We start from the raw sequence: 13,900 nt of genomic DNA, 5'->3' as shown, positions 1-13,900 counted from the left end.
CGACGAACGCGATCAGGCGGCGCATCGCGCGGGCGAGCCTGTGCTGGCACCGTCCGGTCGATCAGGAACGTCGGCGCCGCACCCTCGACAACTCCCGTTATCCGCGCGTGGGTCGCCGGTGACGCGGACGCCCCTGTACGAGGACGCGGTGCGCGTCCTGTCGTCCTGGGAGGCGCCGGACGCCGGTCAGGAGGACGTCCGGCTCGGTTTCCTGCGGCATCTGGAGGAGCATCCGGCGGACGGGATGTGGCGGGAGTGCGCGGCCGGGCACATCACGGCCAGCACGGCGGTGCTCGACGCGTCCCGGACCCGGGTGCTGCTGACCCTGCACGCGAAGTTCAAGGCGTGGTTCCAGCTCGGCGGGCACTGCGAGCCGGGGGACGTCACGTTGGCGGGCGCGGCGCTGCGGGAGGCGACGGAGGAGTCCGGCATCGCGGGGCTGCGGCTGCGGCCGGTACCCGTCCGGCTGGACCGGCACGCCGTCCGCTGCCGTCCGGAGGGGACGTGGCATCTGGACGTCCAGTACGTCGCGATCGCCCCGGTGGACGCGCGGCACACGGTGAGCGCCGAGTCGGACGCCCTCGACTGGTTCCCGGTGGACGATCTTCCCGGTTCGACGGACGACGCCGTCCGCGGGCTTGTGGCGCAGGCCGTCAGGAGCTGAGCGGGTGCCCTTCGAGGAGGGCGCGGGTGCATTCCCAGCCTTCCAGGCCGGGGTCGAGGAACCGCAGGTCGTGGACGGTGCGGATGCGGTGCCATCCCGGCCCCTGCGGGACGAGGCCTGGGCGTGGGGCGGCGGCGCGGAGCCGGGCCAGCGCGTCCGGCGTGTCGAGGTCGACGTCGCGCAGGGCCGTGGCGAGCCAGCCGGGGAGCGGCAGCCGGGCGGCGAGCGCGACGAGCCCTTCGGGGCGGGCGGCGCAGGCGGCGGCGGGGGCGCCGCCGAGGGCGCGGAACAGTTTGCCGAGGAGCAGCGGCGGCAGGTCGGGGGCGTCCGCGGCGACCAGCGCGGCGGTGTCGGCGCCGCGCTCGCGCAGCGCCGCGAACGCGTCCGCGAGGGTCGCCTCCCGGACGATGGGGGTGCCGGGCCAGGTGACGGCCTCGGCGTCCGGCTGGTCGGGCGGGTCGAGGACGAGGGCGCAGGTCACCAGCTCAAGCCCGGCGACGGCCTCGTAGGTGTCTTCGAGCAGCGCGAGCCGGAACTCGTCGGCATCGACGCCGGGCGGGCCGCTCGGCCGCGAGCCCGGCCGGTGGGGGAACGACAGGACGGCGGCGTAACGCGACGGGGCCCCGGGCGGTGGCGCCGGGGCGTCGGTCATCCGGCGACCTCGTGGGGGAAGTCGTCGCCGTGGTGGACGGCCTCGTCGCCGATCTCGCCGTCCGGCGCGTCCGCCTCCAGCGGCAGGTGCGCGGCGGCGGCGACGCCCTCCAGGTAGCCGCGGGCCCGCTCGGCCTTCGGATAGTTGCCGACGAGCTCCCAGAAGTCGGCGCCGTGCCCGGGGATCAGCAGATGGGCCAGTTCGTGGACGAGGACGTAGTCGACGACCCAGCCCGGCATGCCCCGCAGGCGGGTGGACAGCCGGATCGTGCCGTCGTCGGGGGTGCACGACCCCCATCGGGCGCGCTGGTTGGCGACCCAGCGGACGCTCACGGGGTCGGCCCGGCCGTCGAGGTAGCGGCGGGACAGTTCCCTGGCGCGCGACTGGAGGTCTGCGTCGCTCGGCCGCCGGCGGCGCTCCCGCTCCGCGAGGCGCTCGAGGATGGTCGCGATCCACTGTTCCTCTTCGGCTTTGCTCAGCCTGGACGGAACCATCACCACCACCTTGTCGCCGTCGCGGTAGGCGGACACGGTGCGCCGGCGCCTTGCGCTGCGGCGGACCTCAACGTTAGGGGGCACGCCTGAACCGTACTCGAAATTTTGCGTTCACCACAGGGGGTGTTTGACGTTGCCGCAGGTCAGAACCTATGTTTTGGACGGGTGTCCACCCAGCGAGGCGATGCGCGGGAGGTGCGTGCCGGTCATGGCGTCCACGCTGACGAGTCGGCGTCACGGCACCGCCCTCGGGGGCCGTCGTGCGCCCGCGATGCCACCGTCCACGGCCCCGGGAGACGGCGTGAAAAAGCGCACACTTACCACAGCGTCGCAGGTCGTGGGGTTCGGCGCCGCCCGGGTCCGGCGAGACTTCCCGGTGGTTGTGGCGTGAACGACAACCGATCGTCGACAATGGTCAGCGTGAGCGATCTTCCCCGCCGCGCGGTGACGCGGTCAGCAAAGCTGGCGTCACTCCCCATCGGTTTCGCGGGGCGCACCGCGCTCGGCATGGGGAAGCGGACGTTCGGGCGCCCGGCCGAGACCGTCGCGGCGGAGATCCAGGCCCGGACCGCCGAGCAGCTGTTCAAGGTGCTCGGCGAGCTCAAGGGCGGGGCGATGAAGCTCGGCCAGATGCTGTCGATCTTCGAGGCGGCGTTGCCGCCGGAGATCGCCGGTCCGTACCGTGCCACGCTGACGCGGTTGCAGGAGGCCGCTCCCCCGCTGCCCGCCGCGACCGTCCACCGGGTGCTGGCGGAGTTCCTCGGGGACGACTGGCGCGACTACTTCGAGTCGTTCGACGACGAGCCGGCGGCGGCCGCGTCGATCGGGCAGGTGCACCGCGCCGTGTGGCACGACGGCCGCGCCGTCGCGGTCAAGGTGCAGTATCCCGGCGCCGGCAAGGCCCTGATCAGCGATTTCAACCAGCTCGCCCGGCTCGGCAGGCTGTTCGGGGTGCTGATGCCGGGCCTGGACGTCAAGGCGATGCTCGCGGAGCTGAAGGAGCGGGTGGTCGAGGAGCTCGACTACACGATCGAGGCCGAGTCCCAGACGATCTTCCGGAACGCCTACGCGGACGATCCCGACTTCTACGTTCCCGAGGTCATCGCGCAGAGCGGGAACATCCTGATCACCGAGTGGATGGACGGCACGGCCCTCTCGAAGATCATCAGCGAGGGCGACCAGGAGACGCGGAACCACGCGGCCCTGCTGTACTGCCGGTTTCTCCTGTCGGGGCCGAAACGGTCCGGGATGCTGCACGGCGACCCGCATCCCGGCAACTTCCGGCTGCTGGAGGACGGCCGGCTCGGCGTCCTCGACTTCGGCGCCGTCGACCGCATTCCCGGTGGCTTCCAGCGGCGGCTCGGGCTGCTCCTGCGGATCGGCACGATGGCCGACATCGACGAGGTCGAGGAGGCGCTGCGCCGGGAGGACTTCATCCGGGAGGGCGTGGAGATCGACGCCGACTCCCTCCAGGCGTTCCTCGCCCCGATCACCGAGCCGTTCGTCACCGACACGTTCAAGTTCAGCCGCGAATGGCTCCGCGACATGGCCGCCCGCGTCACCGACCTGCGCCCGTCCAACGTGGTGCGGCAGCTCAACCTGCCGCCCCAGTACGTCATCATCCACCGGGTCCTGTCGGCGGGCACCGGGGTGCTGTGCCAGCTGGAATGCGAGATCCCGGCGCGGGCGGAGTCGCTGAAGTGGGTTCCGGGATTCGCCGACGACGAGGACGGCGAACTCGTCGCCACGTGAGATTCGTCGGGAAAGCCCGGCGGGCCCCGCGCACTGATGTGATGCGCGGGGCCCGCTCGTTCGCGCGTCCGGGTCGTGGGATACCGGACGCGCTCCACACGCCCGCCGGGAGGCGCGCCGTCCGTCAAACCATCCAAGAAAGAACGGGCGGCGGCCTGCGACCGATGCGGGCCGTTCGGTCTCTTCTCAGCTTCGATCTTCTAGGAGCGATGCCGCGCCTTCGGCATCTGCGTGTACGTCCCGTCGGGAACGGTCGGCGCGAGCAGGACGCGCCGCACGCGCGACGCCCTGGTCCGGGCGTCGCGGCGCGCCCGCCGCAGGGCGTGCAGCCGCACGGCCAGGTCGGCGGGCACGTCCCGGGACTCGACCGGGTCCGCTCCGGTGCCCCGGAGACGCGCCCCCCGCACGGGGGCCGCGTCTCCGGGGTCGGTGACCGGCGTCGCCGCCGGCATCACACGGTCACTTCGTCGGGCCGCGGGTGCTTGCGCGGGCGGCCACGCGGCCGCTTGCGCGGCACGATCACACCGCGGACGAACAGTTCGCCGCCCCAGACGCCCCAGGGCTCCTTGCGCTCGAGCGCCCCCGCGAGGCACTCCTTCCGAAGCGGGCACTCCAGGCACAGGGCCTTGGCGAGCTCGACGTCGGCGGGAGCCTCGGCGAAGAACAGCTCCGGGTCAGTCCGGCACGGAAGAGTGAGGTCCTCCTCGCTGATGGCGAGAGCCCCCTGCATCACAGTCACCCTTGTTCCTCTCGTTGGATCTCAACGGGCGTGTCGGTGGGTTGTCCGGGCAAACAAGAAGGCCGCGGATCCGGTGTCTGGATCCGCGGCCTGGGGGCTTGCCGGTCTGTTTCTAAACCGGTTGCCTCCAGGGGTACGGACCCGACACGTCACCCGTGACGGTGACGCCCACGTGGGTCGTGGCCGGAGCCGGGACGGTCATGTCTTCGAGAAGGTGTTCGAAGACACTGCGCCCTTGGTCCTGGATTCGCTGCTCGATGCGCAGATCGGTGCCGCGCATGCTCAGTCCGCGTAGCCCACGCAGTCGCGTTCCGGGCTTGGTCGCACCAGCGGCCGAGGCGCCATACGGTGAGGTGCCATACGGTGAGGTGCCAGGGCATGCGGCGGCGGTCCAGGACGACGCGGATTTGATCAACGTGTTGCTCACCGGACTGCACACCACCTTTCTGGCTCCTCGGGGCCGCACCGGCGGATCGGAGACGATCCGCACCGGCGGGCCGGTTGATTGCTCGCGTTCGAGCCTACGGGGATCTTGCCGAATCAAGCAAGATATTTTTGACCTGCGACTTTGTGGGTGACTTCACTCTTTCTTCGCGGAAACCGCGCCCGCCGGGCGGGCGGTGGAGCCGGACGGGCCGGGTCGGCGGTGCGCCGGCCCGGCCCGTCAGGTGTCGCGTCCGCTCAGGTCACCTCGTGCCGAGCAGGGTGGACGGCGGCACGCGCGTCGCGACCGGCGGCAGCTGCGTGGGCCGGCCGGCGGCGGGCGCCCGCGTCGTCGTCGCGCCGGGGTTCACGGACGCCCGGGTGTCGAGCGCCGACTCGGGGTCGCGCTCGAACGGCTGGACGTCGCCGACGCACACCTTGCCCGCGGGCGGGAGTTCGCCGCGGAGCAGGTAGGCGTCGACGGCGTTCGTCACGCACGCGGACGTGCCGTAGGCGGCGTGGCCCCAGCTGTCGCTGGACAGCAGGCGGCTGCCGGGCAGCAGCTTGCTGGACGACACCGCGTCGTCGTAGTTCGTGGCCGGGTCGTAGTAGTTCCCGACGAACAGGACGGGCGCGCTCGTCCGCCGGTTGAACGGGCCGCGGTAGGCGTCCTCGTCGCGGACCTTCCAGGAGTCACCGGCGCACTGGACGGACGACCAGCCCCACGCCCGACCGAAGTGGGGCGCGCGCTTGTCGGACGCGGCGGTCAGCGCCGGCCAGTCCCCGGCCTTCTTCGGGTGCAGGCCGTCGGTGCAGACGACGGAGCTGAACACGTCGAGGAAGTTGTCGTAGGGGAAGCCCTTGGCGGCGGCCGCACGCTGCGCCCCGACCTCGGCGCGGCTCCTGGCGACGCGGGCGGCGATGGCCTCGCGCGCCGCGGCCGCCCGTGCCTTCGTCGAGGTGGACGAGGTCGCCTCCCACAGCTCGGTGGCCGCCATGTCGATGAACTCGTAGCCGTCCACGTCGTAGAGGCTGGAGAGCGTGGCGCCGATGAGGTCGGCGTAGGTGATCTTCGAGCCGCCGATGTCGGCGGGCTTCGCCTTCAGCCGCGCGGCGAGAACGTCGAAGTTCTTGACGGGGTCGCCGTACGCCGCGAACGTGCATTTCGCCTCGCCCGCCTTCCCGCAGCGGACGAGCAGTTCCTTCAGTGCCCGGTAGGCTCCGTCGCCGGACTTCAACCGGTCGTCGATGATCTGGTCCGCGGTCTTCTTGGTGCCCGCCCAGGAGACCGGGTTGATGATGGCGTCCACGGCCAGGGCCCGCAGCCGGTCGGGGAACATGTTGGCGTAGTACTGGCCGAGCGCCGACCCGTAGCTGAAGCCCAGGTAGGTCAGCTTCTTCTCACCGACCGCGCGGCGCAGGACGTCCATGTCCCGCGCGACCTCGGCGGTGGAGCTCGCGCCCGCCAGCTTCTTGCCGGTGGTGGAACAGCCCTTGCCGAGCGCCTTCGCGGACTTGATGTAGGCCGCCTCTTCCTTCCCGCCCATGGGGAATCCCACCTCCATCCCGGCGAGCGCGAGCTGCTGGTCCCTTGCGGACTTGAAGCACTGGATCTGGTCGCTGAAGCCGGTGCCGCGCGGGTCGAAGCCGACGATGTCGAAGCGGTCGAGCATGTCCTCGCCGAGGAACAGCGGCGCGTCGACGGCCATCAGGGTGCCGGAGCCGCCGGGTCCGCCCGGGTTGAGGAACAGGGTCCCGATCCGCTTCTTGGGATCGCGGGCCTTCACCCGGGCGACGGCGATCTCGGTGGTCGCGCCCTTCGGGGAGTCGTAGTCCAGGGGCAGCCGGACGGTCGCGCATTCCGCGGAGCCGAAGCACTCGTACCAGCCGAGTTTCGGGGTGGGCACGCCGTCGACGCGCTTCTTCTCGACCGCGCTCGTCTTGTCGCCCGCGGCGGCGCGGGCGCCGGGTTCGGCGACGGCGGTGGCGGCGGCGGCCGGAACGAGCGCCGCGCCGGCCACGGCGACCGCGAGAATTCTGGTTCTCAGGTGCATACGGTTCCCCGGTGAGATCAGTGGACATGTCCGCGTAAAAACGCGGATTGGATTACATGATCTTGGGGGTGCACCTGGCGCCGCGTGAACCACCGAGTGGGGGCTCGTGAAGCCGGGCGAATCCGCCCTCAGGGGGATTGACGCGCGACGTCATCCTCTGAAACCCCAGGCACGGACCTCGTCCGGCGCGGCGGCGCGGACTTCGGCGCCGGAGTTCGGCCCTGGCCTGTTCCGGTCAGGCTCCGGCGACCCGGATCAGACCTTCCTGCATGACGGACACGACCAGCTCCCCGGAACGGGTGAACACCTGCCCGCGGGCAAGGCCGCGGGCGCCGCCGGCGAAGGGCGTGTCCTGGTGGTACAGCAGCCACTCGTCGGCGCGGAACGGCCGGTGGAACCACATCGCGTGGTCGAGGCTCGCGCCCATCGTCCGCTTGTCGCCCCAGAACAGCCCGTGGTTGAGCAGGACGGTGTCGAGCAGCGTCATGTCGGACGCGTACGTCATCAGGCACACGTGGAGCAGCGGGTCGTCGGGCAGTTCGCCGTCCACGCGCAACCACACCTTCGACACGGGCGTCACCAGCGACGGGTCCTTCGCGGCCTCCAAGGACAGCGGCGTCGCGTGCCGGATGTCGAACGGCCGCCGGGTGACGAACTCACGCGCGCCGACCTCGCCGAAGTACGGGGTCATGCGGGTCAGGCTGTCCGGCAGCGTCTCGGGCGCGGGCGCGTCCGGCATCTCCGCCTGGTGGGCGGGCCCGTCCTCCACGATCTGGAACGACGCCGACAACGTGAAGATCGCCTTGCCGTGCTGGACGGCGGTGACCCGCCGCGTGGTGAAGGACCGTCCGTCCCGGACCCGGTCGACGGTGTAGACGATCGGGACGAGCGGGTCGCCCGGACGGATGAAGTAGGCGTGCAGCGAGTGCACGGGCCGGTTCACTGGAACGGTCCGACCGGCGGCGACGAGCGCCTGACCGGCGACCTGCCCGCCGAAGACGCGCTGCCGGCGCTCGTCGGACGTGCGTCCGCGGAAGATGTCGTTCTCGATCTGTTCGAGATCCAGCAGGTCCAGCAGCGCCTTCAGCGATTCCCTCACGCCCGCAAGTCTCCCCTAGCCGATGCTCAGTGGCCGCACAGGGTCAGCACCTCGTCGCCGTAGCGGTCGAGTTTGACCCTGCCGACGCCGGGGATCCGCGCCAGTTCCTCCCGCGACTCGGGGTTGTGCTCGGCGATCGCCTGGAGCGTCGCGTCGGTGAAGACGACGTAGGCGGGGATCTTCTGCTCGTCGGAGATGCGGGCGCGCCACTCCTTCAGCGCGAGGAGGAGTTCCTCGTTCAGCTCGGAGGGGCAGTCCTCGCAGCGGCCGAGCTTGCGTTCGACGGCGGCGGTCAGCGGCCGGCCGCACACCCGGCACGGTTGCGGCCCCTTCGCGGCGCGGCGCTTCGTGCGGTCGGCGCGGGGTGGGGCGAGCGTGGCGGCCTTGCCCGTGAGGCCGTGCAGGAAGCGGGACGGGCGGCGGTGCCGCGCCCCGCCCGGCGCCCGTGACAGCGCCCACGACAGCGACAGGTGCACGCGCGCCCGGGTGATCCCGACGTACAGGAGCCGCCGTTCCTCCTCGATCTGGGCCGGGGTCTCGGCGTAGACGATCGGGAGGGTCCCCTCGACGAGCCCGACGAGGAACACCGCGTCCCACTCCAGGCCCTTGGCGGCGTGCAGGGACGCCAGGGTGACGCCCTCCAGCGGGGGCGCGTGCTGGGCTGCGGCGCGTTCCTCCAGGTCGGCGACGAAGTCGGGGAGGCCCGCCGTCGGGTCGTCGGCGGCGATGTCCTCCGCGAGCTGCGCCAGCGCGGCCAGCGACTCCCAGCGGGCGCGCACCGCGCCCGCCCCCTCGGGCGGCCGGTCGGAGAACCCGGCGCCGGACAGGACGTGCCGGACGGTCTGGATCAACCCCATCCCGTCGGTCTCGGCGTCCGCGCCGACCCGGGTGGCGGCGCGCAGCATGAAGACGGCCTGCTTGACCTCGGGCCGGTCGAAGAACCGTTCCGCGCCGCGCAGGACGTACGGCACGCCCGCCGCCGCCAGCGCCGACTCGTACGTCTCCGACTGCGCGTTGATCCGGTAGAGGATCGCGATCTCCCGCGCGGGAACGCCCTCGTCGATGAGCTTGCGGGCGCGCCGCGCCGCGTCGTCGGCCTCGGCGATCTCGTCGTCGTACTCGTTGAACACCGGCTCGGGCCCGGTCTCCCGCTGGGCCACCAGCTCCAGCCCGTGATCTCCGGCCGGACGGCCGCCGGGGGCGTCCGGCGCCGCGCGTCTCGCCTGCCCGATCACCGCGTTGGCGAGCCGGACGACCTGCGGCGTCGACCGGTAGTCGCGGACGAGCCTGACGACCTTCGCGTCCGGGTGCTCGCGGGTGAAGTCGAGCAGGTGCGACGGGCTCGCGCCGGTGAACGAGTAGATCGTCTGGTTCGGGTCACCGACGACGCACAGGTCGTCGCGGTCGCCGAGCCAGGTGTCGAGGAGCAGCTTCTGGAGCGGGTTGACGTCCTGGAACTCGTCCACGACGAAGTGCCGGTACTGCTCGCGGACCTGGTTGGCCACCTCCCGGTGCTCGGTGAGCACGGCGGCGGTCAGTTCCAGCATCCCCTCGAAGTCGAGCAGGTTGCGTTCGCGTCTGAGCTGCTCGTACATGGCGTAGACGCGGGCGACGTCGACGACCTCGGCGGGCGGTCGCCGACCGGCCTTGGCGACGGCCGCAGGGTAGTCCTCGGGACGGTTCTGGGTGACCTTCGCCCATTCGATCTCGCTCGCGACGTCGCGCAGTTCCGTCCGTCCGAGCGACAGCCGGCACGCGCGGGCCGCGTCGGCGACCAGCCCGGCCTTCTTCTCGATGATCTTCGGGGGGTCGCCGCCGACGACCCGCGGCCAGAAGTAGGTGAGCTGGCGCAGCGCCGCCGCGTGGAACGTCCGCGCCTGGACGCCGGGCGCGCCGAGCTGCCGCAGCCGGCTGCGCAGCTCCCCCGCCGCCCGCGTGGTGAACGTCACGGCCAGCACCCGCTGCGGCGTCACGACGCCGGTCAGGGTGGCGTAGGCGATCCGGTGCGTGATGGCCCTGGTCTTGCCGGTCCCGGCGCCCGCGAGCACGCACACCGGCCCCTGCACCGCCTCGGCGACCGCCCGCTGTTCGGGGTCGAGTCCCTCCAGCACCGACTCAGCCATCATCCCCCCATACTCGCAGGCCGTCCCATCCGTATCAGCCATACCTCGGGCCGTGAAGGGGGCGGAGCGGCGCGGAATGCGCGGACCCCCGACACTGTTCTCCGGTAGGCCGACGTGTGACACGAACGAGGGAGACGACACAGCGATGGCGACGCCGACGACCGACCGGGCGAAGGACCAGGCCGGTCAGCTCACCATGTACACGACGTCCTGGTGTGGATTCTGCCGGCGGCTCAAGAGCCAGCTCGCCCGTGACGGCATCGAGATGGTGGAGGTCGACATCGAACGCGACCCCGCCGCCGCCGAGTTCGTCATGAGCGTCAACGGCGGGAACGCCACCGTCCCCACGCTGGTCTTCCCCGACGGCACGGCCGCGACCAACCCGAGCGCCAAGGAAGTCAAGCGCCGCCTCGCGGAAATCGCCAACGCGGGCTAGGACACATTTCGCGCGGTGACCTCAGCCGCGCACGCGAACGCGTGACCCCGCCCGGTGCAGCGACGCCGGAGGCGAGCGGAGCCGGGCGGATCGCGAAGCGATGCCGCGTTCGCCCCAGGAACGGTCACGCAGCGAGCCGCCAGGCGAGCGAAGTGGGCCGTTCCTGCAATCAACACAGCCGGTCCTGCAATCAACACAGCGGGCGGCCGTACCAGCGCATGATGAGTTGCGCGGCGATGGACAGCGGGCCGGGCGGGACGAGTTCGCCGGCGTCGATGGCGGCGCGGAGTTCGTCGCGGGTGTACCAGGCGGCGTCCGAGATCTCCTCCGGATCGGGACGGAGCGGGACGTCGCCGTCCGCGCTGGCGGTGAAGCCGAGCATGAGGCTCTGCGGCAGCGGCCACGGCTGGCTGCCGAGGTAGCGGATGTCGCGGACGGGGAGCCCGACCTCCTCGCGCACCTCCCGCGCGACGGCCTGTTCGAGGGATTCGCCCGGTTCGACGAACCCCGCGAGGATCGAGCGGCGGTCGGCGGGCCATTGCGGGCCGCGGGCGAGCAGGATCCGGTCCGCCTCGTCGGTCACCAGCATGATCACGGCCGGGTCGACGCGCGGGAAGTGCTGGGAGCCGTCCTCGGGGCAGACGCGCACGTGCCCGGCGGACGCCACCCGCGTCGCGGCGCCGCAGCGGGTGCAGTGCCGGTGGGTCCGGTGCCAGTGCTCCAGCGCGACGGCGTGCGTGAGCAGGCCGGAGTCGCGGTCGCCGAGGAGCGCGCCGACGCGGCGTAGGCCGGCCGGGCGCGCGCCCTCGATGGTGGGCAGCGGGCCGGACGTCCCGAAGTACACGGTTCCGGACTCGTCCTCGCCGAGGAGCCAGCGGTCGCCGTTCGGCGCCTGGTCCGGCGGGACGAGGACGAGCGCGGGTTCGGGCCCGTCCGTCACGAGCGCCCGGCCGTCCTGGACGACGACGACCCGGGTGCCGGAGGCCGTCCAGGCGTCGTCGAGCCAGGCGTCGTCGCGGCGGTTCAGCGCGACCCGGTCGAGCGTTCCCCGCGCGAGCGCGAGCCACTCCAGCGGAGCGTGGTGCGTCATCCGCCCAGTCTCCACGCTTGCCACGTTTCCACGTGAGTTGTCAGCGCAGCGCGGTCGCGAGTTCTTCCCACAGGTACGCGGCGGCCTCGGCGCCCTTGAGGAGACGCGGTATCTCGACGTGCTCGTTCGGCGCGTGGATGCGGTCGCCGTCCAACCCGACCGCGACGAAGATCAGCGGCGCCTCCAGGATGTCGGCGAGGTCCGCCTCGGGGCCGCTGCCGCCCTCGCGGGTGAACAGCACCTCGGTGCCGAACGCCCGTTCCATCGCGCGCCGCGCGGCCCTGACCCCGGCGGAGTCGATCGGCGAGAAGCAGGGCCGGACACCGCCGCCCGGAACGCGCACCTCGGCCTCGACGCCCGCCGGGACGTGCTCGGCGACCCAGGACTCGAACGCCATCTGGATCTTGCTGGGGTCCTGGGCGGCGACCAGCCGGAACGAGATCTTGGCGTGCGCCTCGGCGGGGACGATCGTCTTGCCGCCGGGCCCGGTGTGCCCGCCCCACATGCCGTTGACCTCGGCGGTCGGCCGCGCCCAGATCCGTTCGAGGGTGGTGTAGCCCCGCTCTCCGTGGGCGGCGCGGCTGTCGCCGGCGGTGCGCAGCCACTCGTCCTCGTCGAACGGGAGACGCGCGAACAGCTCCCGCTCCTCGTCGGTCAGCGGGACGACGTCGTCGTAGAAGCCGGGGACGGTGACACGGCCGTCGGCGTCGTGCAGCGCGGCGAGGAGGTCCGCCATCGCGTGCAGCGGGTTCGGCACCGCGCCGCCGAACGAGCCGGAGTGCAGGTCGCGTGAGGGTCCGCGCAGCGTGACCTCGGCCTCGGTGAGTCCGCGCATCCCCGTGCACATCGACGGGACGTCCGCGCTCCACATCGTCGTGTCGCTGATGACGACGGCGTCGCAGGCGAGCCGCTCGCGGCGCGCCCGGAGCAGCTCCGCGAAGTGCGCCGACCCCGACTCCTCCTCGCCCTCGACGAGGAGTTTGATCGTGACGGGCGGCGCCTGCCGGCCGGACGCGGCGAGGCCCGCGCGGAGCCCGAGCGTGTGGAAGAGGATCTGGCCCTTGTCGTCGGACGTGCCGCGCCCGATGAGCCGATCGCCCTGTTCCACGGGGTGGAAGGGGTCGGTGTCCCACTCGTCGAGCGGCTCGACGGGCTGGACGTCGTGGTGGCCGTACACGACGACCGTGGGGGCGTCCGGATCCTCGGCGGGCCATTCCGCGTAGACGGCCGGGTGCCCGGAGGTCTCCCAGATCTCGACGGTCGGGAAGCCCTGCGCGCGCAGATGGTCGGCGAGCCAGTCGGCGGAGCGGCGCACATCCGCGGCGCGGCCGGGGTCCCCGGAGATCGACGGGATCGTCAGCCACTCCTTGAGGTCGGCGACGAACCGGTCCCGGCCGGCCTGGATGTACGCGACTACGTCGTTCACCTGCATGCCCCTTCGCATGTCGTATCGTCAGGCGGACTTCTTCCGTGTTCTTCCGTCCGGGGTCCCGGCGGCCCCGCCCGGCCGGGGCTTCCGGGAGACGAGAGAATTACAGTAAGGGATCCCGCCGCCTGAGCCCATGCCGCGCGCTCGTCCGTCAGTGGCGTCGACCGTCAGGCGCTCAGCAGCATCAGTTCCGTGCGGATGTTGTTCCGTGCGCGTTGTTCGTAGCGTTCGTGGGCTGTGGCCGTGTGAAAGAGCGTCGGCAGCGCCAGCAGCCCGTTGAGAATTTCGGACCGTCCGGCCCGGAACAGTTCGTCGGGGACGAACGCGTACTCCTCGCGGACGGCGGCGGCATAGGCCGCGTACCGGTCGGGGTCGGCGCCGAGAATCGCGAGGTCGGCGTCGCACAGGACCTGACCGTCGCGGTCGCCGTCCGCCGGGGCGTGCGTGGCGGTCAGCTCCACGAGGTGGACGACCTGCTCGACGTCGGAGGCCGGGAGGTCGGTGTCGGCGAGCATCCGGGCGGCGAGGCGGGCGCTGCGTTCCTCGTTGTCGGCGCGTTCGGGGTCGTAGACGGCGTCGTGGAACCACGCGGCGAGCCGGACGACGTCGGGCGCGTCGGCGTACCGGGCCAGCTCGTCCACGAGATCGAGGACGGCGGTGAGATGGTCCCGCGTGTGGTGGCGCCGGTGCGGCTCGCCATAACGCTTGTCCAGTTCCGTTCCGATATGACGGGTGTGCGGCCCCGCGAGCGCGACCCACCGGTCGACAAGGTCCATGGCCACATCCTGACGGACGACCGAACGGCCGGAACAGACGGCCGGGTCACGCGCGGACCCCGCACCCGGACAACGCGCTCGGGACACGCGAACCGCCGTCCTTGCTCCGGCGGACCGCCCCCGCCACTATGGTTCTGCGAGTTAGGCAAGCCTTACCTCACTGTCCGCC

Annotated in this window: 13 protein-coding genes; 3 read left to right on the top strand and 10 right to left on the bottom strand. The window is 72.0% G+C overall.

What is annotated here, in order from left to right; translation table 11 throughout:
- The first annotated feature begins 118 nt into the window (after positions 1 to 118).
- Positions 119 to 664, top strand: a complete 546-nt coding sequence (locus D0T12_RS15675; RefSeq protein ID WP_233526082.1) for an NUDIX hydrolase — start codon at positions 119 to 121, stop codon at positions 662 to 664.
- Here D0T12_RS15675 and D0T12_RS15670 read toward each other — a convergent pair.
- Positions 654 to 1,316: a hypothetical protein gene (locus tag D0T12_RS15670; RefSeq protein WP_233526081.1), complete on the bottom strand. Its 663-nt coding sequence runs from the start codon at positions 1,314 to 1,316 to the stop codon at positions 654 to 656. The two genes, D0T12_RS15675 and D0T12_RS15670, sit on opposite strands and share 11 nt — an antisense overlap.
- On the bottom strand, positions 1,313 to 1,846 hold the full coding sequence (locus D0T12_RS15665; protein WP_117400281.1) for a M48 metallopeptidase family protein: 534 nt from the start codon (positions 1,844 to 1,846) through the stop codon (positions 1,313 to 1,315). Before D0T12_RS15665 ends, D0T12_RS15670 begins: the two co-directional genes overlap by 4 nt.
- Positions 1,847 to 2,230: 384 nt before the next feature.
- Here D0T12_RS15665 and D0T12_RS15660 point away from each other — a divergent pair, with 384 nt between their 5' ends.
- On the top strand, positions 2,231 to 3,562 hold the full coding sequence (locus tag D0T12_RS15660; protein WP_233526080.1) for an ABC1 kinase family protein: 1,332 nt from the start codon (positions 2,231 to 2,233) through the stop codon (positions 3,560 to 3,562).
- Positions 3,563 to 3,762: 200 nt separating this feature from the next.
- Here D0T12_RS15660 and D0T12_RS15655 read toward each other — a convergent pair whose 3' ends face one another.
- The 5 genes from D0T12_RS15655 to D0T12_RS15635 form a co-directional block, all read right to left on the bottom strand.
- Positions 3,763 to 4,014: a hypothetical protein gene (locus D0T12_RS15655; RefSeq protein ID WP_117400279.1), complete on the bottom strand. Its 252-nt coding sequence runs from the start codon at positions 4,012 to 4,014 to the stop codon at positions 3,763 to 3,765.
- Positions 4,014 to 4,292, bottom strand: a complete 279-nt coding sequence (locus D0T12_RS15650; protein ID WP_117400278.1) for a WhiB family transcriptional regulator — start codon at positions 4,290 to 4,292, stop codon at positions 4,014 to 4,016. The genes D0T12_RS15655 and D0T12_RS15650 overlap by 1 nt, the downstream gene beginning before the upstream one ends.
- 695 nt (positions 4,293 to 4,987) lie before the next feature.
- Positions 4,988 to 6,778 carry an alpha/beta hydrolase gene (locus tag D0T12_RS15645; RefSeq protein WP_117400277.1) on the bottom strand — a complete coding sequence of 597 codons (1,791 nt, stop codon included), beginning with the start codon at positions 6,776 to 6,778 and terminating at the stop codon, positions 4,988 to 4,990.
- Between the two features lie 235 nt (positions 6,779 to 7,013).
- Positions 7,014 to 7,877: an acyl-CoA thioesterase II gene (gene tesB / locus D0T12_RS15640; protein ID WP_117400276.1), complete on the bottom strand. Its 864-nt coding sequence runs from the start codon at positions 7,875 to 7,877 to the stop codon at positions 7,014 to 7,016.
- 26 nt (positions 7,878 to 7,903) lie between these two features.
- A complete protein-coding gene (locus tag D0T12_RS15635) occupies positions 7,904 to 10,003 on the bottom strand; it encodes an ATP-dependent DNA helicase UvrD2 (protein ID WP_117400275.1) in 2,100 nt (699 codons plus the stop codon).
- A gap of 142 nt (positions 10,004 to 10,145) precedes the next feature.
- Between D0T12_RS15635 and D0T12_RS15630 the strand changes: the two genes are divergently transcribed.
- Entirely contained in the window at positions 10,146 to 10,436 is a 291-nt protein-coding gene (locus D0T12_RS15630) for a mycoredoxin (RefSeq protein WP_117400274.1), read from the top strand.
- Positions 10,437 to 10,626: 190 nt separating this feature from the next.
- Here D0T12_RS15630 and nudC read toward each other — a convergent pair whose 3' ends face one another.
- From nudC to D0T12_RS15615, 3 genes are all read right to left on the bottom strand, one after another.
- Positions 10,627 to 11,526: an NAD(+) diphosphatase gene (gene nudC / locus D0T12_RS15625; RefSeq protein WP_117400273.1), complete on the bottom strand. Its 900-nt coding sequence runs from the start codon at positions 11,524 to 11,526 to the stop codon at positions 10,627 to 10,629.
- Between the two features lie 40 nt (positions 11,527 to 11,566).
- Positions 11,567 to 12,958: a dipeptidase gene (locus D0T12_RS15620; RefSeq protein WP_117400272.1), complete on the bottom strand. Its 1,392-nt coding sequence runs from the start codon at positions 12,956 to 12,958 to the stop codon at positions 11,567 to 11,569.
- A gap of 164 nt (positions 12,959 to 13,122) precedes the next feature.
- Positions 13,123 to 13,731 (bottom strand): HD domain-containing protein, encoded by a 609-nt coding sequence (locus tag D0T12_RS15615; protein ID WP_117400271.1) that lies wholly within the window; start codon positions 13,729 to 13,731, stop codon positions 13,123 to 13,125.
- Between the last annotated feature and the right edge of the window lie 169 nt (positions 13,732 to 13,900).

The organism is Actinomadura spongiicola (assembly GCF_003432485.1).
GTDB lineage: Bacteria > Actinomycetota > Actinomycetes > Streptosporangiales > Streptosporangiaceae > Spirillospora > Spirillospora spongiicola.
The sequence above is the reverse complement of the archived record's forward strand: the minus strand, read 5'-3'. Positions and strand labels throughout refer to the sequence as shown.

Excerpts from the sequence above, each read along its gene's own strand:
- D0T12_RS15670 (WP_233526081.1), bottom strand. The coding sequence starts at position 1,316 with ATGACCGACGCCCCGGCGCCACCGCCCGGGGCCCCGTCGCGTTACGCC.
- D0T12_RS15655 (WP_117400279.1), bottom strand. The coding sequence starts at position 4,014 with ATGCCGGCGGCGACGCCGGTCACCGACCCCGGAGACGCGGCCCCCGTG.
- D0T12_RS15650 (WP_117400278.1), bottom strand. The coding sequence starts at position 4,292 with ATGCAGGGGGCTCTCGCCATCAGCGAGGAGGACCTCACTCTTCCGTGC.
- D0T12_RS15645 (WP_117400277.1), bottom strand. The coding sequence starts at position 6,778 with ATGCACCTGAGAACCAGAATTCTCGCGGTCGCCGTGGCCGGCGCGGCG.
- D0T12_RS15635 (WP_117400275.1), bottom strand. The coding sequence starts at position 10,003 with ATGATGGCTGAGTCGGTGCTGGAGGGACTCGACCCCGAACAGCGGGCG.
- D0T12_RS15630 (WP_117400274.1), top strand. The coding sequence starts at position 10,146 with ATGGCGACGCCGACGACCGACCGGGCGAAGGACCAGGCCGGTCAGCTC.
- nudC (WP_117400273.1), bottom strand. The coding sequence starts at position 11,526 with ATGACGCACCACGCTCCGCTGGAGTGGCTCGCGCTCGCGCGGGGAACG.
- D0T12_RS15620 (WP_117400272.1), bottom strand. The coding sequence starts at position 12,958 with ATGCAGGTGAACGACGTAGTCGCGTACATCCAGGCCGGCCGGGACCGG.
- D0T12_RS15615 (WP_117400271.1), bottom strand. The coding sequence starts at position 13,731 with ATGGACCTTGTCGACCGGTGGGTCGCGCTCGCGGGGCCGCACACCCGT.